The 20,392-nt window shown below is 67.9% G+C and carries 17 protein-coding genes; 6 read left to right on the forward strand and 11 right to left on the reverse strand.

Annotated elements, in window-relative coordinates; translation table 11 throughout:
- Positions 1-133 precede the first annotated feature (133 nt).
- The 5 genes from QHF85_RS47235 to QHF85_RS47255 form a co-directional block, all read right to left on the reverse strand.
- Positions 134-850, reverse strand: a complete 717-nt coding sequence (locus QHF85_RS47235; protein ID WP_281334116.1) for a hypothetical protein — start codon at positions 848-850, stop codon at positions 134-136.
- A gap of 580 nt (positions 851-1,430) precedes the next feature.
- The gene (locus QHF85_RS47240) at positions 1,431-2,282 is read right to left on the reverse strand and encodes a phytanoyl-CoA dioxygenase family protein (protein WP_281334117.1); all 852 of its coding nucleotides are present in this window, start codon (positions 2,280-2,282) and stop codon (positions 1,431-1,433) included.
- 68 nt (positions 2,283-2,350) lie between these two features.
- Positions 2,351-3,457, reverse strand: coding sequence for a hypothetical protein (locus tag QHF85_RS47245; protein ID WP_281334118.1), 1,107 nt, complete (start codon positions 3,455-3,457; stop codon positions 2,351-2,353).
- Positions 3,458-3,629: 172 nt separating this feature from the next.
- Positions 3,630-4,739, reverse strand: a complete 1,110-nt coding sequence (locus QHF85_RS47250) for a HEAT repeat domain-containing protein (RefSeq protein WP_281334119.1) — start codon at positions 4,737-4,739, stop codon at positions 3,630-3,632.
- Positions 4,740-5,252: 513 nt separating this feature from the next.
- Positions 5,253-5,675, reverse strand: coding sequence for a DUF3237 domain-containing protein (locus tag QHF85_RS47255; RefSeq protein WP_281334120.1), 423 nt, complete (start codon positions 5,673-5,675; stop codon positions 5,253-5,255).
- A 295-nt stretch (positions 5,676-5,970) separates the two neighbouring features.
- Between QHF85_RS47255 and QHF85_RS47260 the strand changes: the two genes are divergently transcribed.
- Positions 5,971-7,458 (forward strand): serine hydrolase domain-containing protein, encoded by a 1,488-nt coding sequence (locus QHF85_RS47260; RefSeq protein WP_281334121.1) that lies wholly within the window; start codon positions 5,971-5,973, stop codon positions 7,456-7,458.
- A 65-nt stretch (positions 7,459-7,523) separates the two neighbouring features.
- Here the strand turns inward: QHF85_RS47260 and QHF85_RS47265 are convergent, their stop codons facing one another.
- Both QHF85_RS47265 and QHF85_RS47270 read right to left on the reverse strand, forming a co-directional pair.
- On the reverse strand, positions 7,524-9,701 hold the full coding sequence (locus tag QHF85_RS47265; protein WP_281334131.1) for an MYXO-CTERM sorting domain-containing protein: 2,178 nt from the start codon (positions 9,699-9,701) through the stop codon (positions 7,524-7,526).
- 423 nt (positions 9,702-10,124) lie between these two features.
- Positions 10,125-10,829, reverse strand: coding sequence for a hypothetical protein (locus tag QHF85_RS47270; protein ID WP_281334122.1), 705 nt, complete (start codon positions 10,827-10,829; stop codon positions 10,125-10,127).
- Positions 10,830-11,947: 1,118 nt separating this feature from the next.
- On the opposite strand from QHF85_RS47270, the gene QHF85_RS47275 reads away from it, so the two are divergent.
- Positions 11,948-12,730 (forward strand): hypothetical protein, encoded by a 783-nt coding sequence (locus QHF85_RS47275; RefSeq protein WP_281334123.1) that lies wholly within the window; start codon positions 11,948-11,950, stop codon positions 12,728-12,730.
- 334 nt (positions 12,731-13,064) lie between these two features.
- On the opposite strand, the gene QHF85_RS47280 is transcribed toward QHF85_RS47275, so the two are convergent.
- The 3 genes from QHF85_RS47280 to QHF85_RS47290 form a co-directional block, all read right to left on the reverse strand.
- Complete coding sequence (locus QHF85_RS47280; protein ID WP_281334124.1) at positions 13,065-13,769, reverse strand: alpha/beta hydrolase-fold protein; 705 nt, start codon at positions 13,767-13,769, stop codon at positions 13,065-13,067.
- Positions 13,770-14,011: 242 nt separating this feature from the next.
- Positions 14,012-16,579 (reverse strand): AAA family ATPase, encoded by a 2,568-nt coding sequence (locus QHF85_RS47285; RefSeq protein WP_281334125.1) that lies wholly within the window; start codon positions 16,577-16,579, stop codon positions 14,012-14,014.
- Positions 16,580-16,682: 103 nt separating this feature from the next.
- On the reverse strand, positions 16,683-17,030 hold the full coding sequence (locus tag QHF85_RS47290; protein ID WP_281334126.1) for a hypothetical protein: 348 nt from the start codon (positions 17,028-17,030) through the stop codon (positions 16,683-16,685).
- 311 nt (positions 17,031-17,341) lie between these two features.
- Between QHF85_RS47290 and QHF85_RS47295 the strand changes: the two genes are divergently transcribed.
- From QHF85_RS47295 to QHF85_RS47310, 4 genes are all read left to right on the forward strand, one after another.
- Positions 17,342-17,971 (forward strand): hypothetical protein, encoded by a 630-nt coding sequence (locus QHF85_RS47295; RefSeq protein WP_281334127.1) that lies wholly within the window; start codon positions 17,342-17,344, stop codon positions 17,969-17,971.
- A gap of 265 nt (positions 17,972-18,236) precedes the next feature.
- The gene (locus tag QHF85_RS47300) at positions 18,237-18,416 is read left to right on the forward strand and encodes a hypothetical protein (protein ID WP_281334128.1); all 180 of its coding nucleotides are present in this window, start codon (positions 18,237-18,239) and stop codon (positions 18,414-18,416) included.
- Between the two features lie 543 nt (positions 18,417-18,959).
- Entirely contained in the window at positions 18,960-19,391 is a 432-nt protein-coding gene (locus QHF85_RS47305) for a MarR family winged helix-turn-helix transcriptional regulator (protein ID WP_281334129.1), read from the forward strand.
- Between the two features lie 32 nt (positions 19,392-19,423).
- Positions 19,424-20,170, forward strand: coding sequence for an NAD(P)-binding domain-containing protein (locus QHF85_RS47310; protein ID WP_281334130.1), 747 nt, complete (start codon positions 19,424-19,426; stop codon positions 20,168-20,170).
- A 127-nt stretch (positions 20,171-20,297) separates the two neighbouring features.
- Here QHF85_RS47310 and QHF85_RS49870 read toward each other — a convergent pair.
- A partial coding sequence (locus tag QHF85_RS49870; RefSeq protein WP_348652822.1) for an IS3 family transposase occupies positions 20,298-20,392 on the reverse strand: 95 nt, incomplete at its 5' end.

A 20,392-nucleotide genomic window follows, 5' to 3' on the forward strand; every position in this document is an offset into this window, starting at 1 on the left:
GGCGGTTCTTTTACCTGCGCATTGCGCAGTTCATCGACCCCCAGTCCAGCGCGGGCGCTGGTCCAGGTCCAGGAGCGGACAGCTCCTGGTGGGGCCTGGGGCAAAGCCCCAGCGAGGCGCCTCGGGAGATGCGTCAGACGACCTGCGTCGGACCTTCGGTCGTCTCGCTGCCGGCCTCGTCGCCTTCGTTCGTGTCCGCGGTTTCGAGGGCGGACCTCGTGCGAACTTCGTCGAAGAAAAGCTCCTGCGTGACCTTGTCCCGCGGAAGCTCGGCCTCGACGCGGGCCATCACCTCGGCGTACATCGTGAGGAACTTGTCCTTCGCTGCATTCCGAGCTGCCCGGAGATCGCGCGCTTTCTGGCCGGCGATCTGACGGTTCTCCAGGGCGGACTGATAACGCTGCCGGAATGCGCCGAGCTCGACCTTCTCGGCTTCGGCCTCTGGCCAGAGCGATTGGGCGGCGGCGAGCCGCCCTTCGAGATCGGTCATGGCTTCGACCTGCGAGGCGCCGACGAGCCGGGTGATCGGGGCGGATCCTTCCGGAAAGACCAGGGTCGCGATCCGCCCGTTTCGCTTGCCGTCGGCGATCTCGACCTTCTGTTGCGAGAGCCGGATGCGCCGATCGGAGACGTAATTTTCGTATTTGACGTCGACGCGCTTGGGCAGGATGGCCTTGACGGCCTTCTCGTACTCCGCTTGCGCCGCTGCGAGCTCGGCGGCGCCCTGGCACATCTTTCCTTCGAGCGCGGCGAATGCGGCGTGGGAAGAGAACTTGCCGAGCATACACGCGGAATAGCTGGCGAGATCGAGGCACTTCGAGACGGGGGTGGCGGGCGTGGGCGATTGCATGAGCGATCCTCCTTGAAGGGGACACGCGCCGGGGAGGCGGGGGCACTCGGGGCGCGTGGGGTTCGTGGTTGCGCGTCGTGATGACCGCGCGGGCCGTTCGACGCTGCGGCGGAACTTTTTCTGTCCGACTGATTTTTGCTCTCGCGAGGTGGGGGCGATGCGGCGCCCGCGGCTGCGTCCACGCGAAGGGAGCGCGTGCGCCTGCGCGGTCGTCCTTGCATCGGCGCGAAGGTGCGCAGGGACGGTGCACGGCGTGGGATGCACCGGAGCAACTGCGGCTGTGACGCCGTGATCGGCGCGCTCGCGTCGATGCAAGGGGCGATGGGAACACGTCACGGCGACGCTTGCATCGACGCGAGCGCTCCCGCGCCGCTTGCTCGACGTGCCTTGAACACGTGCAAGGCACGCCGAGCAGATCGGTGGGAGCGCCTTGCACGCGTGCAGCCCCCACCGAGCGGCGTCGATCGGGCGATTTGTACGCGTGCAAGGCGCGTCGCGCAGGCCGCCGGAAGCGTTTCGGCTTCCGCCTCCGCTTCCGCCTCCGCTTGCCGCTCCCGCTCCCGGTGTATTCTCGGCGCTCTCAGCCCCTGCCCTTGAGACGCGTCGCGTACTTCCTTCGTTGCCCTGCGCCCTTGTGCAGCGCGGGGTCGGCGCCCTCGTGCCAACCCAAGAACGGGTAGTGCCCCGCGTAGCCGATCAAGGTACGTAGCGCTTCGGGCAGATCGCGCGCGATCTCGGGCGGGCACGCGAGGTACTGGTTCTCTTCTTGGCGAAGCCAGCCGAGCGTGTACGCAAGCCCAATGCCGATTCGATCGCGGTCGGTCGTCACGTTCGCGCCGCCGCCGTGATACGCCGAGCCGTAGTAGATCACGACCGAACCGGGCGCCATCTCGACGTGCGCGACCTCGTCGTCGGGGGTGGGCACGCGCTCGTCGGACCATAGATGGCTGCCGGGGTACACGACCGTTCCGCCGTTTTCTTTCGTGAACTCGGTGAGCGCCCAGATCGTATTCACGAAGCACTCAGGCCCGGGGCGCGCGAACGGGTACATGTTCGTATCGCGGTGCGCGACCTGCGCGATCTCGCCCGGCGCGATGCGAATCGCTTGCGTCCAAGAGAGTTGATAGGTCGCGCATTGCGGGCCGAGCACGCGGTCGAGCACCTCGAGCACGCGTGGCGTCGTCGCGAGGTCGCGGCAACCCGGCGACTTCGCGATCAGGCTCGAGGTGCGTAGCGTCTTCATGCCCTTGAAGCGATCGTTGCCGAGCGGGCTTTTTTCGATCGGCAGTGTGAGCCAAGGCGCAAGCTCATCGCCGATGCGGCCCATCGCCGCAGGCGTCGCGAGCCCCTCGACGATGACGGCGCCGTCGCGTTCGAGAACCTCGACGAGCCTTTCGGCGGTGGTGGCGGCAGGAACGGTCTCGAGGGGCATGCGTCTCCGCCCATGCTACACGGGACGGGTCGTTCGTTGCACCCTGTTTCCCCGCGAGTCGCGGACGACTATCGCTCGATTCCGACGATCTCGACGGTCTTTAGCCAGTCATCCTCGGTGCAATCGCTGCCGTCCAGGATCAGGAGCCGATCTCGAGGGGCATCGAGCAAGACGCTTCCATTTCCGGGCCCACCGGGACCAAACATGGCGCTGCCGAGGGGGCTTGGTGCGAAGAGCGTGGCAGCGGCGTCGATCGCCCAAGCGTCGAAGCCACACGCATTCGGGGTACGCGTGAACGAAAGAAACGAGCACGAGACGTCGTCCCAGAGGAGCGACGGCGTGGACACGGGGAGAGCAGGGAGCGTCCCCGCCAAGCCGATCCATGACGTCGGGTTTTGAAGGTCGAGCGCCCACACGTCCGTCGACCCAGACGTCTGCCCGCTCCGCACCATCACCATCCGATCGAGCGCGGGATCATAAGCCATTTGCCGCGATTCGCTCAGCTGCGGCGCTGGCGGACCGGCTTCCCCCGGAACGAGCGTCGACCAACTCTCGGCGCCTGGCCGAAGGTCGAGCGCGTACGTCCCGCGATACGCGAGCGTGAGCGCCGGATCGTCTGCATGGATGAACGGCGCAACGAGGACCCTTTTGCCGATGGGATCGTACGCGGCGGCGGGAGCCGAGGCAGAGCCGATCGGGAACTCGGGGAGTTGATCGATGATCGCCGCGTCCCCTTCGACACGTACGGCGAAGACCTGCGCCAGATCAGCGGCGCTTCCCGTGCCGCCGATGACGACGGCGCGTTCATTTTCGGGATCCCATATCGCTGCGGCGAACGTGGGCACCTCGACCGGATCGCCTTCGAGCGACAGGACGTGGTGCTCGAGCGAGGCGAGGTCCAGCACCGAGATCTGTTTTGCAGGACCACCGCCCTTCAGCGAGATGCCGCCGATGACGAGCGCGCGGCTCGCTTTGGGATCGAGGACCATGGAGCCCACCGGGGCAGGCGGCGGCGAGAGCTCTTTCCGGTCGATCGACGCAAGCTTCGGAGCCGCACCGGGCGTGCATGCATCGGGGCGAGGGCGAGCCCCGGTGGAAGCCGCTTCGGTGATTTCAATGCTCGGGCCGCAAGCCAAGATGCCCATGGAAAGCGCGAGGAGGGCCGTCTTTTTCACCCGATCGACAATATACGTTTTCAAGACGGCGACAAGGGGGCGGAGCTCGTGCGGAGTCTGGACGCGGAAGCGAGGTCCACGCTTCCGCCGGTCGATTCGTCGACATGCTCAGGATGGAGAGCGAAATCAACCGTGTGGCGTAATGAAACGCCCCGCCGAACGTAGTGCGGCTCTACCGGACCGCCGGTGCCGAGCATGCCTCCGGCGAAGCTGCGGCCATCGCACTGAGGGCCCATGCTGCATTGCGCGCGACCGTCTCATCCGTGGCCCAGTTCTCGAGCAGCTTGATCAGCGCAGCTTCGGCCTCGGCAGCGCCAGGGCCGAGCCGACCCAGCAGCTTGGCGATACGGCGGGAGAGCCTCATGCTTTTGGTGCTTTCGAGCCGGGCAATCAGCGCCGGCACGGCAGGCAGCGCCGCCTCGCCGAGCCGACCGAGCGCGCGCACCGCGCGGTATCGAAACCGGGGACGGGGCGACTCGAGCATCCTGCCGAGGGCCGGCGCGGCCTCGGCGCCGAAGCGCAACAATGCGCGCTCCGCGTGAGCGGCGACCTCGGCGTCGGGATCGGCGAAGAGCGCGAGGAGGAGCGGCAAAGCCCCTGCGAGCTTCCCTTCATGCGCCGAAAGCGCGCGTGCGCCGGCACGACGGATCTTCGCATCGGAATCGGCGAGCGCCCACGCCGTCCACTGCGCCCAGGCGGGCGGCTCGGAGGCCTCTGCGCTGACACTTGGCGAGGAGATGTCGATGAAGGCGAGCAAGCGCGCCGCCGCGAGGCGGACGTGCGGATCGACCTCGGTCCTGCCGCGGAGCGCCGCTTCGCGGTAGAGCTGCGAGGCATTGGCACGATATCCCGAGAGGGTGCGCGAGGGGCCTTCGGCGAGCTCGGCGGCGCCCAGGATGGCCTTGCGCCGAGCGACGGCATCCTCGCCCGAAAGGGCCTCCGTGAAGGCATGCAGCATGCGGAGCGCTTCGGCGGCCCTCTCGGAGACGTCTGGACGGGGAGCCTGCGCTGCGCGCATCGGCGCCGCATGCGCGCTGTCGTCAGGCTCGAGGAACGCGGCGGCACTCTCACGCACATACCGACCGGGATCGTCCAGCGCACCGAGGAGCGCAGCCCGGATGTCTTCGCGCTGGTGGACAAATGCGCCGAGCATGCGGACGGCCTCGCGCCGGATGGCAGCGCTCGACGATTCGCGGAGGGTAGAGAGCAATCCGTCGATCCAGGAGTCGATGGGCAACTGCTGTTCATGCCAGTACCAGAGGATGCCCGCCACGCGGGCCATCGCGTCGCGCCGTGATGGATCCTGGAGCCCTGCGGCAATGACCTCGATCGCGACCGCTGGCACCGGGCGGCGGCGGAAGAAGTCGAACGCCGCGAACGAGACCGCCGACGCCTCGTCCTCGAGAAGCCCCCGAATTCGCGCTGCCTGGGACGGCAATCGAAAGGCCAAGAACAGGTAACGACGCACGTGCTTCGCTCGTATCCAGGGTTCCGTCGCCGGGTCCTGCGCGGCGGCACATAACGCGTCGAGGAGGAATGCCTGCGGTTCACGCACCGCTCGGAGCGCATCCTCGGCCGAGGCCTGCCCGAAACGCGAGACGCCAAAACGGCCCATGCTGTTGAACCGAACCACCTGCGACGTAGGCTCAGCGTCGGCCTCGGCCAGGAGGACCGCGAGCGCCTCTTCTTGCGCGCATCCGGCGTCGAGGAGTGCAATCGCAGCGGCTCTCCGTGCCGGCCACAAGCGACGAAGCGCGTCGCGAAGCGCGGACTCGGCTGCAGCGGAGAGGGGCACTTACACGACCTCGTGGACCTCGAAGCGCACCGCGCCGCTCTCGAGCTTGCCCTTGGCGACGGCCTGGATCCGGTTCAACCAGGCGTAGCGCGCGTCGCCCGTCTCGAAGCGCGGGGCGAGGTACACGGGAGCGCCCGCGGCGAACTTGGCGCTGTCGGTCCGGCCGTGGGTCTGCACGAAGATCACCGCGCCGTCCTCGGTCTCCATCGTGAAGCGGATATCGAGCGTCGCCGTGCCCTCGGGGCCGATCGCGATCCAGTCGGCCGCCGCCTTGCCCTTGAGGCGGGCGCGGAGCCGCTCGCCTTCCCAGGTGATCGCGGGAAACTCGACAATGACGCGGAGACCGGAGGGGCAGTTGGGGAGCGTGATCGACTCGCCCATGGCGAGGGTCAGCGTGCCGAGGGGCGTGAGTTGCAGGCCCATGGCCCTACCGTAGCGAGGAGGCGGGGGCTGGGACAAGAGTCCGGCGCGGCGCCCGCGAGGTTGGGGAGCGGCCGCCTCGGTCGTGAAGGGCGAAAGAAACGAGTCCCAATACGCGCTGCACGACTCGGTCAAGTACCGTGTCCTCGGGTCGATGCCGCTCGTACCGGTCGCCGCCATGCAATGCGGAAAGCACGGGAACCGACGCGCCGTGCGCGGTGTCGTTCGCCGCACGATGGGCCCTTTGCTGCGTTCTCTCTCCCTTTTGTGCTGCACAGCGGTCACGTTTTCTGCCTGCGTGCGGCCCGTTGTCACGCACACCCCTCCGCCCGCAACCACAGAGGCCGCAAGCTCCGCCGGCCCGACGAGCGCCGCCCAGGAGCCGCACGTCGCAAACGTCCTCCGCGGCCTGCGACCGTTCGTCGAGATCGCCGGCCGGCCGCCCGTCCGCTGGACGCTCGAAGAGCGCATGGCCCACCACCACGTGCCCGGCGTCAGCATCGCCGTCATCGAGGGCGGGCGCATCGCGTGGGCCCGCGGCGCCGGCGTGAAGACGGCCGGCTCGGCCGACCCGAAGGATGCGGTCACGCCCGAGACGCTCTTCCAGGCCGGGTCCATCAGCAAACCCGTCTCCGCCACCGCGATGCTCCGCCTCGTCGAGCGCGGGACGCTCGAGCTCGACACCGACGTCAACCGCTACCTCGAGACGTGGAAGGTGCCCGACAACGAGCACACCGAGAAGGAGAAGGTCACCCTCCGCCGGCTCGCCAGCCACACCGCCGGGCTCACCAATCACGGCTTTCCGGGCTACGAGCGGAACCAGCCGATCCCGACGCTCGTGCAGATCCTGAACGGGACGGCTCCGGCGAACACCGGGCCGGTGCGCGTCGACGCCGTCCCGGGCTCGATCTCGCGCTACTCCGGCGGCGGGACGCTCGTGATGCAGCTGCTCATGACGGACGTCACCGGCAAGTCCTTCCCTGCCCTCATGCAGGAGCTCGTGTTCGGGCCGGCCGGGATGACCCACAGCACGTTCGAGCAGCCGCTGGCCGCCGCGCGCGCGGGCGAGGCGGCCAGCGCCCACCTCGGCGAGGGCAAGACGATCCCTGGCGGGTGGCACGTGTATCCGGAGATGGCCCCGGCCGGGCTCTGGACGACGGCGAGCGATCTCGCCCGGTGGGCGATCGCGATCGCCGACGCGCGCGCCGGGCGGCCGAAGGCGCTGCTCTCGCAGGCGATGGCCGAGCAAATGCTCACTGCGGTGAAGGACGGCATCGGGCTCGGGCCCTATCTCAGCGGGAGCGGTCGCTCGCTGGAGTTCGGGCACGGCGGCTCCACCGTGGGGTTCGTCTGCGCGGTCACGATGTACCCGGAGATCGGCGTGGGCGCGGTGGTGATGACGAACAACGAAGAAGGCGGGGCGTCCCTGCTGCGCGAGATCCAGCTCGCGCTGGCCGCGGAGTACGGCTGGCCGGATACCGCGCCGATGCGCGTGACGGCCATCGAGCTCAGCGCGGCGTCGGCGGCCGGCGTCGCGGGCAGCTACGTGCTGCAGGACGGTTCGGGCGGTCCGTTCGGCATGGCGGAGGTGAAGCAAGAGGGCGGGCGCCTCGTGATGCTCGCGCCGAGGCTCCCCCAGGAGGAGCTCATCCCGCAGTCGGAGACCGAGTTCGTGATGGGGACGCTCGGCTGGCGCGTGACGTTCAAGCGCGAGGCAGGCGGCAAGGCGACCGGGATGACCGTGAACGGGGGGGGGATGGTCGTCGAGGGGACGAGGAAGCCGTAACAAGCGGACGGGGGCGGCGCGCTCGAGGGGAAGCGGCCGCCTTCTGCTCGCGGATGGCGCTCACCTCACGGCCGCGCGCCTACGCGAGCGCCCTGCCGCCTTCGCCGCAACGCGAGCAAGAGCCCGAGACCGATCCAGGGGGCTCCGTTCGCCGAGCCGCCCCCGACGACGCAGGCGCCACAGCCATTCTCGCTCGACGGGATTTCCCCGGCGCTACCGCCTGCGCCTGCACCCGTGGTCGTGCTCGTCGCCATCATCCCGCCGGTCCCGGTCGCGCTGCCGCCGGCACCGCCGCTACCGCCGGTCCCGGTCGCGCTGCCGCCGCTGCCGCCGCTGCCGCCGCTACCGCCGCTGCCGCCGCTGCCGCCGGTCCCGGTCCCGCTGCCGCCGCTGCCACCGCCGCCACCGCCGGTCCCGGTCGCGCTCGAGCTCGACGTCGGATTCTCGATCTGGCACACGCCGGCGAGGCAAACCCCGCCTGCACAAGGCGTGTCGTCCGGCTTGTGGATCGGTGAGCACACCCCATTGACCGGATTGCAGAGCCCGACTTCGCACTCGCCCACCGGCGGGCAGACAAGCACGTTGCCACCGCTACACATCCCATTCTGGCAAGTGTCCGTTTGCGTGCACGCGTCGCCATCGTCGCATTCCGCCCCATCGGCTTTCGCCGGCGTGGAGCATAGGCCCGTCGCGACATCGCAGATGCCCGCATCGTGGCACGGATCGGCTGCCGCGCAGGTCACCGGGCTCGCGCCGGTGCACGTGCCCGACTGGCACGTGTCTATCTGCGTGCAGGCATTGCCATCGTTGCACGACGAGCCATCGGCCTTCGCCGGATTGCTGGAGCACACGCCCGTCGCGGGGTTGCAGGTGCCCGCATCGTGGCACTCGTCCGGCGCTGCGCACATCACCGGGCTCGCGCCGGTGCACGTGCCCGACTGGCACGTATCAACCTTCGTGCAAGCATTGCTGTCGTTGCATGCCGTCCCGTTCGCCGCCGGCGGAGCGAGGCACACGCCCGTCCCCGCGTCGCACGCCGCCAGGGCGCTGCATGCCGAAAAGAGGCTGAGTCCGCTGGATTGCACCGGCGTATGCCGCTCGGTGGTCGTGTTGTCCCCGAGCTGGCCATTGAGGTTTAGCCCCCAGCCCCAGACCGTGCCGTCCGACTTCAACGCGACCGTGTGGAATTGGCCCGCCGTCACCGCGGCAACGCTCATCAGGCCGTTCACTTGCTTGGGGTTGAGTCGATCTGTGGTCGTGGCATCCCCGAGCTGGCCGTAATCGTTCGCTCCCCAGCCCCAGACGGAGCCGTCCGACTTCACCGCCACGGTGTGCTGGTAGCCCGCCGCCAGCGCGGCAGTGCCGCTGCTCCCGCCCACGTACACGCTGGTGTGTCGATCGACGATCGTGCCGTCCCCGAGCTGGCCCTTGACGTTCCACCCCCAGGCCCAGACCCCACTGTTCGATTTCAGCGCCACAGAGTGCGAGTGGCCCGCCGCCACTGCGGTAACGTCGCTCAGCCCGGCGACCTGGACCGGCGTGATCCTGTTGGTGGTCGTGGCGTCTCCGAGCTGGCCCTTGAAGTTCAACCCCCAGGCCCAGACCGTACCGTCCGATTTCAGCGCCACAGAGTGTCCGAAGCCCGCCGCCACTGCGGTAACGCCGCTCAGCCCGGTGACCTGGACCGGCGTGATTCGCTGGGTAAACGTGTTGTCGCCGAGCTGGCCGGTGTCGTTGCGACCCCACGTCCAGACCGTGCCATCCGATTTCAGCGCGACCGTGTGGTAGTCGCCTGCGGCTACCGCGGCAACGCCGCTCAGCCCGCTCACCGGTACGGGCACCTGTCCATCGGTGGTCGTGCCGTCGCCGACCTGGCCGAAATTGTTCGCTCCCCAGCCCCAGACGGAGCCGTCTGACTTCAACGCCACGGAATGCAAGCCTCGCGCCGCCACCGCGGTGAAGCCGCTCAGCATGGTCACTGGCACCGGCGTGATTCGCTGCGTGCTCGTGTTGTCCCCGAGCTGGCCATAGGTGTTGGATCCCCAGGCCCAGCCGGAGCCGTCCGACTTCAATGCCATGGTATGCCCGTTGCCTGCAGAAAGGCTCACCGCCGCGCAGCGCGCCGGATTCCCATTGCAGTCACCCAGGCTGCCCGCTCCCGCCGTCAACGCTGCCCGCGCCTCGGCCGTCTCCTCCGACGCTGGATTCGCAGCCTGCCCGCCCCCGTCTCCTCCTGGGCCCATCCCCGAGGAATCGACGCCACAGGCGCCCGCAAGCAAAACGAGCGGCCCGAGCCACAGCGGTGGATGAAATCGATGATTCGTCACGTGAGTTCCTTCTTGGAAAGAGACGGCGAGAGGACGCGCAAACGGCGCGTCTCGTCGCGAGGGCAAAGAAGCGTGCGACGAAGACGCGCCGTTTTCCTCATTACACTGCGTGCGAGCCACGATGCAACCCTTCGAATCGGACAGTGTCCGACGCGCGGTCGAGCGGCAGGCTTGCGAAAGGCCTCCACGAAAATGCGACCTCGAGATGTACGGCGTGACGATCGGCGTGTGTCTATCGGGCGCCACAGGATCGCCGCGCGCTCCCGCAGGGCCGAATCTGTCTCCGCCCCGCGGGTCGCTGCGAGGGCCTGCTCGTCGTGCGCACGCGTCCGGCAGAGCTCAGTCGTGCGGGCGTTCGCACTCGAAGACGTTCCCCCAGCGTGGATCGAGCCACAGCCAGATCGGAGACGTGTTGGGCTCGAAGTTCCCTCCACCCAGCGGGAGCGCGCCCTCCCAGACACGCTCCGTGGCGCATCCTTCGAGGCCCAGATCCGCAGGGCCCGCGCGGAAGGTCGATCCGTCGGGGCACACGAGCGTGAGGGGCATGCCCGACGTGAACGAAATCGTCGCGCCGGTCGGCCCCTCGAGGACGTGTACCCGGGGAATGTCCGTCCTCGTCCCTGTCTCCGGGCCCGTGTCGCGATAGCGGAAGCAGGTCTCGTTCGCGACGCGCACCTCGATGTCGAGGGCCCAGGTGGGCGCGCTCGGCGCCTCGGGTCGAAAGAGCACCTCTGCATTCGAGGACGTGCAGGTCTTTTGGTCACGCGCGAGCGTGCCCTCGATCGGGAGGGGGCCGAGGCAGGCGCGGATCTCGCGCTTCATCGTCTGCCAGCAGTTGTCCTTCTGGCGGACCCATTCGCAATCGAGCCGCTTCGATGCGCCGTTCGACGCCGAAGGCGCGGGCGCTGCGTCGGACAGCGGGTTCGACGCGCTCGCTGGCAGAAGGGACGGCGATCCCTGCGGAACGGCGTCTCTCGTGCAGCCGGAGAGCGAAGCGGCGAGCCAGAGGATGGGGACGAGGAGGGCTCCGGAGTGCGTATGCATGGCGATGCCACGGCGTGTGCCAGTCGAGACGGGCACTCTACGGGAGGGAAGGCGAGGAATTCAAGAGCGCCCGCCTCCGCTACGGGTTCCGGCACCCCTGACCTGGCGTAACCCGCTGGATCCGCGCCCTGCCATCGACAACCGCAGACGTCTGCCGGATCGTACGCGCACGCTCTGCCGACCCTCGTGCGGCCATCAGGGCTCTACACGGCGCAGGCGTCCACGCGCAGGTGCACGACCCGTCTGGTCAGACCAAACAAACTTCCTACGGAACACTCTCGTCCAATTCAGCGAATTCTTCGTTATCCCTGATTTGATCTGGTCCCACGGTGGGTGGAGTCACTCCATCCGGTATCGGTCAAGCCCTGTTTTACGTGACGTCACTCATCACTCCTTGCTTGCGAACAAACCACGGCCCCCGCCTTGATTCGCAATGAAGTCACTCACGCATTGTCGTAGGCGTGTGTGAGTACCGGCGGTCCACTCATTCATCAAGTATCTACTTGCGTCACCTTCTCCCGTAGGGGCAGTACTCCCACCCGTAACCATTCTCCAACAGGCACGCGTTTTCTAACGACCTGCCTTCCTGACGTCAAGCATGCCCCCCCGGTTGAAAGCATGTGAGCTCCACGGGAGTCGACGTCACGGCGGCGACGTATTCCATCATGGAGGTGAAACAGCCGCACTCGGGATGGAGCCAAAAGTCTGCCTTCGGATGAGTGGCGCGATCCTCGCCATTTCCCGCAGTCCAATTCCAGGTGAACATGGCACGGACCGTCCCAGACATGCATCTTGCGACCGGCCACCTTTTCGCTCGCGATGACGAGGACGTCACATTTCCAGCAGATGATGAGCTGAATCGTATTGCGAAACTCGCTCGTGAGCTGCCGAAGGGCGAACGCCGAAGGCTCCGGAAAGAACTCGAAGCGCGCACGACGCGCGAACCCCCGACGTAGACGTCGTATTCAAGCGAGCGTCATCGAGCGCGAGCAAGATGCCGTTTGCCCCGACAGCATCCATTCGGTACACTCCGCGGCCTGATGGACACGGCAGCGAGTATCGCCACAGAATATGCTCACCAGCTCGACGCGGCCGCCCTCCGCCGCGCGCGCATCTTGGTGAGAGGCACCCCGGAGCGCTTCAAGACGCTGGACGGCAGCACCAACTACATCCTCGCGTGCGCGAGCGAGGCCGCGCCGGACGTCGTGGCGGAGTCGGCCACGAACACGTTTCGCGCCTACTGCAGGGCGCTCTGGAGCGAAGACTTTGCGCTCGAACAGCGCTGGGCCGACCGCACGACCAACGACGCCATCGACGAGGCATTCACGAGGCTCGAGCGCAGCGGTGTCGTGGCAATGCAGAACGTCGGCGGAACCCAGGCGATGGGATGGGCCGAGGTCAACGCGCGCATTGCCTCGCTCGGGTCGAAGAAGAAAAAGGTGCTCGGCGCGGTCTTCTACCACGCCCAGGATGTCGAGCGCGGCGTCGAAGGCGAGGGCCTCCTTCTGACGTTCGGCGCGCTGGACGGGACGGACGAGAGCGCCTCCGCCGTCGCGAACGCCGTCCTCGACGCCCTGCGCGCCGAGGGGGTGGCCTGCAAGTGGAGCGGTGAAATCGACGCGCGCATTCGCATCGCGCCGTTCGCGTGGAAGAGGCGGAGATGGACGAAGCCTCCGGCGAGGCAGACTCCCGTGCCGTGGCGGACATTCGTGCATCCCGACGGGCGCGTGTGGTCGGTCGCGGGATTGAACAACCGCGTCTGCGTCCGGACGAGAGACGTAGACGGCGACATCTTCGAGCGTCAGACGGCGTCGAAGAACATCGCGACCGACGTGGCTGCGCTGATCAACGAGCAGCTGGCGGAGGGCTTCACGCCAAGTGAGTCGTCGATGATGATTTGACAACGCGCGCCGGCGCCGCGAGGGCCTGCTCGTGGAGTCGCAGACGCTGTGGGATCAGCGCGAGCGGCTCGCGAGGCCGCTCGCGCCGGGAGCCGCGATGGCCGCTCATGGGCAAGAACGAGCTCTCGCGGTGGCGCGCGTGGTCAATAGCCCCTGGCCTTCACTCGCGTAGTGCTCGGAGCACAGCTGCGATCACGTCGTCGAGCGTACCCTCACAGAGGACTCGATTGTCAGCACTTCTCGCTTCATAGCGACCGTCATCGAGTCCCTCCGCAGCAATATATGGCAACATGTCGAACGGATAGGCCACCTTTCGACGGAACCGCAGATTGTCCTAAGCGCTGCACAGCCACGGAAGCGCGTCGGCCAGTTCAGCCCGCCAAGGTTCGAACGCATGTGCTCCGTGAAACACGTGATGCCTCACCTTGGCGCCGCTGGCTTCGAGCGCATCGACGGCGGATTGCACTCCGGCGACCTGCGTGAACTCCTGGCGCATTCCCGTGGGTGGATGGGTGGCGTTGTCCTCGAGCTCCTGGTCGCCGACGCTGAGCCAGTGGCGGGAGCTGATCTTCGGGAATGCGCGTGCGAGGCTCGCGAACCGTTTGCGTTCCCACCAGAAGGAGCCGGATTGGCTCAGCGCGGACGAAAAGACGTGGGGATGGGTCAGGGTCATGTGCGCGCTGGCGAGGCCGCTCAGGCTGAGACCGCAGACCAGATTTCTCTCGCCGCGGATGGTGCTCGCTCGGTTCCTGGCCCAGCGAACCAGGTCTTCGGAGATGAATCGAGCGAAGCGATCGTTGCAGACGAAGTCTTCGTGTCGCGACGGGGGGCCGTTGCTCGGAACGAAGGCGAAGGACATCTGCGGAATGCGTTGGCTTGCGATCAGCTCCTGGAGGATGGGCAGGGCGCCGACGCGCTCGAGATAGTATTCTCCGTCCAGGAACACGCAGAGCGGGTGCTCGGTCGCCTGGGGGCCGGCGATGAACCAGACGGTACGGGTGTAGTCTTTGCCTTCGACGACGGCCTGCTCGGTGTTCATGGGCCGATTCTACGGAGCCTCGCGCTCGAAGAGAAGCGTGGGCTCTCGTTCGGCGCACCAGCGTTTGCATTGCCAAGGAGCGGCTCGAATGCCCTTTCGGCCGCCCTTTTCCTCGTTCCGCCGAACTCGGGGATCGCCTGGTCGAGGGGTCCACACGCACCCAGTCCCAGCTCCGCCGCCGTGCGCGCCGCTCGTCGGATCCGCCCCGCGCCGAGCCACTGATCTCGACTGATCTGCCGCACCTAGCGGACGCGGACGGGGGTGCCTCCCAGGGCGTAGCCCTCGTCGCGCGTGAGGATGCGAGCGGGAGGCTGGCCATCCATCAGCAGACCCCGCAGCTTGCGGATGGTGACGTGCAGCCGGTTGTCGTCGCGCAGCGGGTGATAGTCGGGCTGCGCCCAGCCCTCACGAACGAGCTCCTCCTTGCTGGCCTCGCCGCCGTGATCCCAGAGGACCTCGAGGAGGCGCCAGAGCAGCGGTTTGGACTCGAACGAGATGCGCGATCCGTCGTCGAGGACGACCGATCGATCGACGTCGGCGATGCCCCAGCTCGGGAGGGATCCCGGCGCGAGGTGCGTGATCTTGCCGACGTGGCCGACGAGCGCGTCGAACAGCGCGCGCTCGACGGCGTCGGGACCTGCGGGCGCCCCGAGCAGGCGTCGTGCGCAGCGCGCGACGATCGGGGCGGGGGCTTCGTCGCGTGCCCAAGCCACGAGCTCCAGCAGCGAGGCGGCGGGCTGCGAAAGGTACGCGAGCAGCTCGGCTTCGCGGACGAAACGCGCGCTCCCCATGCGCTCTGCCGACTCGCGGAGCCTTCCTACCTGTTGCGCGGCCTCCTCGCGGCGGCCCTGGGCGAGCAGGAGGAAGGTCAGCGTCGAGCGCGCGTGCGCTTCGCGTGAGGCGTAGCCCCAGCGCGAGGCGTGCTGGACCGCCGCGCGACAGGCCGTGGTCGCTTCGTGCCAGGCGCCCCTCAGCACGTGCGCCTCGGCATCGGCGAGGCGCGCCACGATCTCGTGCTCGATGCTCCGCACCGCGAGAGGCGCGGAGGAGACGTGCTCGCCGAGGCGGAGGCGCGCGCGCCGCAGAATCTCTTCGAGCAGCGGGCTCGCGGGCGCCCCGTTTCGCAACGACAGCACGAGGGGATCGCGCAGGGTGACGCCCACGTCCGTGCCGCGCGCCAGCGCGACCTCGATCGCAGCCATCGCCGCCGACGATTGGGCTTCGAGCAAGTCTCCCTCGCGCGCAGCCTGGAGCGAATCGCTCACTTCCTCGCCGATCCCGTCGAAGTTGCCCGCCCACACGCGCGCGAACACCCGGCATGATCCCGCGAAAGGGTGCTGGAGCGTCCCTTCCCGCGCGAACACCGCGAGCCGCTCTTCCAGGGCCGCCACGTCGCGCAGGGCACCTCGGTCGATCGCGATTCGCAGCTGAAGCAGGAGGATCGGCCCGAGGTGGTGGAACGGCAGCGAGCGAGCGCGATCGCCCGACATCAGCTGGGACAGGACGTCGTGCGCCTCCTCGAGCAGGCCGAGCTGGTAGAGGGTGTCGGCGGCGCGGAAGAGGATCGGGTTCTGCGCGCGGAAGGGAAGGCGTACTGCGCCGGCACGGACCCTCTCGAGGCGTGCATGCGCCTCGTCGCTACGATGCATCAGCGCCAGGACGGTCGAGGCGCTCCCGTCACGCAAGCAGGCGAGCTCGTCGTCCTCCGTTTCAATCGACTCGACCAGGGCGAGAGCGCGCGCGAGCTCACCCTTCATCACCAGGCACTGGACGGCGATCGTCTTCGCCTCGCCGGCGATCCGAGGGGCGCCCTCGGCTTCGGCGCGGGCGACGAGCGCCTCCGCGTCGCGGAGCGAGCGGTCGAGATCGCCCCCCGAGAAGAACGCCTCGAGGAGCACCAGAGCGTCCTTCAGCGAGGCGTGCTGCGCGGCGCCGTGCGGCAGCGCCGCCAGATCGCCCACTTCCGCGGCACAGCGCATCCACCACCGGCCTAGCTCCGGCTCGTGGCGCCGGAGCGACAGAACCGCGTACAGGTTGCGCGCATAGCCGTCGCGCAGCGCTTCCTCTGCGTGCTCGTCGAGCCACGCGAGCACCGTCGCGGCATTGCGATCGGAAAGGGCGCGCATCGCCGAGAGCATCGGGTCGACGATCGGGACATCCGGCGCGGCGCCCGACGCTATGGCGCGTAGGAGCGCGCCGGGGTTTCCGCGGGAGGCCTCCACGGCCCTGCCGAGATCGAGCGACCTCGCAGCGGTCCCGTGCGCCAACGTCGCGAGCTCGGCATCGGGCATCGGCCCGAGGCGCAGGCTCTGTCCGGGGACGAAGCGGCTCTCGCAAAAGCCTTCACCGGTCACGATCCACCGCGACTCGCGCGCGTAGCGGGAGACGACGCTCATGAGATCACGAAGCAGCGGATCGGCGGTGACCCCGTCGAGCACGAGCCAGAGCCGCGCGCGCTCGGCCATGTCGAGGAGCACCTCGGGGAGGCTCTCGCGCACACGAAGGACCGAGGCCCACGCGATCTGGGTGACGCTCGCAGCGGCGGCGACGATGCGCACGAGCTCGCGATCCGGCGCGACACCGTCCGGCAACCCGCCGAAGGACGCGAAGACGACGGGCACCTCGGAGAAGCTCTCGCGCAAGACCTGCAAGACCGTCGCTGTCTTGCCGACGCCGTGCTCGCCGCTCACGAGCGTGACGGGACCCCTCGCGAACGCGACGCGGAGCTGTTCGCGCTCCTTCTCTCGACCCAGGAAGAGCGCGGGCGGGTTCGGCGCGCGCAAGGTCAGCGGAAGTGACGCGGGGAGCATCCGCGACTTTTTCTAGCGCAATGCCGAGACTTTACGAGTCGGATTGCGCGACGCGGGGGGTGGAGTCGTGCTCGCGACGACGCCCTCCCGCGTTCCGTACCGATCAGGGGTAAGCGTACGTGTAGACGATCCAGCCGTTGCTGACGGTGCAGCCGGTCACGTACGGGTCGTGCACGTTCGCAGAGCCGGGGATCGGCCAGGTGTGGTAGTCGTCGGCGTGCTGGTTGGCGATGTTCAACTCCGACTGGGTGCAGGCGCGCCCACGGTCGAGCGGGTCCGGCGCCTCTCCGGCGCCCTCGAGCGCGAGCAGGTCGCCGTCCTCGCGCCCGTCGCTGTCCTCGCGGTCTTCGAGCGCGAGCTCGGCCTCGTCGACGAGCTCGTCGCCCCCCACGGCACAGCCCGCGAGGGACGCGGAAGCGATCATCAGCAAAACAAGAGCGTGCTTGAACATTGTATAGCCTTCCTTTCGCAGGGGCCCGCTCCGCGCTTCGGCGTGCAAGCGAGAACCACCGGTGACCGGCATCCTGCAGAACCCGGTGCCACACGTCCCCTGATCTCGGCTGATCTCGCACCCTCCCGGGCTCGGAGGGCTTCGCGTTCACCCTCCTTTCGGTTCACGCGCCCCCCGTTCCCGTGAGCTCGAACAGATCGGTGGAGATGGCCGCGCACGGCGGACGGGGGTTCGTCCTCCATGAGCTCCTCTCGCTTCGCTCTTGCGATCGCCTCGCATGATAGGCTGCGCGCTCGCGAAGGAGAGCGCAATTGGACCGTCGGCAACTGATCTTGGGAATGGGCGGCGTGGTGGCGCTCGGCGCGTGCCGGGCGGCGGACGACAAGCCGCGGCAATCGGCGGTGGCGCGCCCCGATCTCTACCGGTGCGAGGGCTGCGAGGGCGTGTTCGAGCGGCAGCCGACCGCTTCGAGCGCGCGGATCGCGCCGCCGGGCGAGCCGGGCGAACCGCTGGTGCTGGCGGGAACGGTGATCGCGCTCGACGGCAGGCTTGCGGCCGGCGTGACGATCTACGCCTATCACACCAATTCGGCGGGCTTTTATGCCAACGGCACGCCCGAGACCGAGTGGAGCCGCCGCCACGGCCGGCTGCGCGGCTGGGCGAAGACCGGAGCCGACGGGCGCTACCGCTTCGAGACGATCAAACCCGCGCCCTATCCCGACCGAAGCCTGCCCGCGCATGTCCATCTGACCGTGCTCGAGCCCGGGCGGCGGCCCTACTGGATCGACGACATCGTTTTCGACGACGATGCGCTGGTCGATGCAGACTATCGCCGGCGGATGGAGAATCGCGGGGGCGACGGGATTGTCCGGCTGGACCGCGAGGCCGACGGGCGGCTGCTTTCGGTGCGCGACATCCTGCTCGAGCGGCACCCAGCCTAGAACATCGATCGGTTCAAGAACCGCTCGATGCTCTAGGCTTCTTTCGTCCCGAGGGGGACGCCTCGCGTCCCCCTCTCGGCCAGGCAAAGCCCGGCCGATTCACCCCCCGAGAACGGTTCTAGCACCCCTGACCCGGCGTAACCCGCTGGATCCGCGTCCGGCTGACGACGGATCGGCGCCGTTGGGGCGCGTTGGTGCCGCTTCGGACCCCGTGGCCGCCCTTTGGGGCATCCCCGGAGCTGACCCACGCAGGACCCTGCTGGCCGTGCTCGTGCAAGGGGAGGTCACGGCGGCGGCGGCAGGCGAGCTCGACGCGGCGATGGTTGCGCATGAGGCTGCCGGCAGGCTCCTCGCCATGATGCCGGATACCGGTGACGACATGGCCGCCGCGCGGGCGGCACACACGGCCGTCGCCAAACTTCTTCGCGTCATGAAGCGACGGTGAGCCATCCAACCGCGGGCCCCCTCGCACCCGGGGGGCCCCGGGGCCCCGCAGTAAGTTGCCCCCTGGGGCAATCCCCCTCCAGCAACCCACACGATCTTCATGACCGCTAAATCCCAGGGCGATCTTCCGCCCCCCGATCTGTCATGGGTGCGGATTTCATGAAATTTTCAATTGCCGCTCCCGCTGGGAGCCCACGCCCTATCAGGACCGCGAGCAGGAGCCGCTGCTCGACCTCCTCCAAGGTTCCTTCGGCTGGATGCTCATGCCGATCGCGTGAACCACTACGAATTTCCGGGATGATGTACTAGGGCGCACCGGATTGGCCGCATGGTCGTTCGTCTGGGCGTATCAATGGGCTTACGGCTGGGTCCTCCCACCTGTCCGCGGGCGCCGCAAGTTTGGTCGGGGGATGTGCCACGGTGTGCGCAGCGCGGCGGGGTCGGTGACGGGCTCGCTCTGATGGGCAGCGCTTGACAAGCCACCACGCGGCATTATCTAGTGAACTAGATGCTAGTCACCTAGATGCTTGGGAGCTAGAAGAAGATGGCTTCGGAACGGCAACGCGTTGGCACACAGCTTTCCTTTGCGCTTTATGCCGCGGCGAACCGGATGGTGCGCTTGCACAAGCCGTTTCTCGAGCCGTTGGGCCTGACATTCCCCCAGTATCTCGTGATCCTGGAGTTGCTGGATGGCGCGCCGCTTTCCGTCGGCGCACTCGGTGCCCGCCTCGACATGGACACGGGCACGATCACGCCGCTGCTCAAGCGGCTCGACGTCGCCGGCATGGTGACGCGGACACGCGACCCCGCCGACGAACGCCGCGTCTTGGTCGACCTGACACCTCGTGGCCGCGCCCTCGAAGCCGAGGTCCGGGGCATCACCGACAAGATTAAGACCGCATGCCAGCTTACCGACCGGGACTTGGACGACCTTCGGCGCACGCTCGAAGCACTCGCGCACCCGGCAGTCGAATGAAACCCTCGAAGGACTACAAGGAGATTCTAATCATGAAGATCGGCATTTTGGGTACTGGCCATATCGGTAAGACCTTGGTCCGAAAGTTGAGCGCGGCCGGACATGACGTGAAGGTGGCCAACTCCCGCGGCCCTGACACGATCGAGGCCGACGTGCTGGCCTTCGGCGGACGCGCGGTCTCGGCGGCGGAAGCCGTGGCGGACGTTGACATCGTGATCATCTCGATCCCCCCGAACCGTATTCCGGGGATTGCGCCGCTGATCGCCAACGTACCAGCCGAAACGGTCGTCATCGACACGTCGAACTACTATCCGCAACGCGACGGCAGGATCGACGCCATCGAAGCCGGTCAGGTAGAAAGCCTCTGGGTAGCCGAACAGCTCGGCCGCCCCATCGTCAAGGCGTGGAACGCGATCGGTTCCGACTCTTTTGCGAAGAAGGGGAAGCCTGCGGGCAGTCCGAGCCGCATCGCCCTCCCCGTTGCGGCCGATCGCGAAACGGATCGCAAGGTGGGAATGGCGCTCGTCGAGGACACCGGGTTCGACGCATTCGACGCAGGGACGCTTGCGGAGTCGTGGCGGCAGCAGCCTGGCGCTCCGTGCTACTGCACGGACCTCACCCGCGAGGAGATGCCCGCCGCGATTGCTGCGGCAGATCGGTCGCGATTGCCGAAGCGGCGCGACCTGTCGATCGCGGCAATCATGGAGCGGGTCGGAGACGCCACAACGAACCCGGACGCGGAATACGCCGTCCGCCTGACTCGTGCGTTGTTCATGTGAGCCCGGCGATGAGTCTCCCGCAACGAACCTTACGGAGCCGTAGTGAGCACACTCAAACGATTTACAGGGAAGACAGTCGTAGTGACCGGCGCGAGTTGATCTTCCCCCGCTCCCGTGGACAAACCGACTATGCCGCAAACGCGGCCACTTGTGCTCTCAATTCGAACTCGACCGGGCTCAAATACCCGAGGTACGAGTGCCGCCGGGCGTGGTTGTAGAACC

This window comes from Polyangium sp. 6x1 (assembly GCF_029946515.1).
Lineage (GTDB): Bacteria > Myxococcota_A > Polyangia > Polyangiales > Polyangiaceae > Polyangium.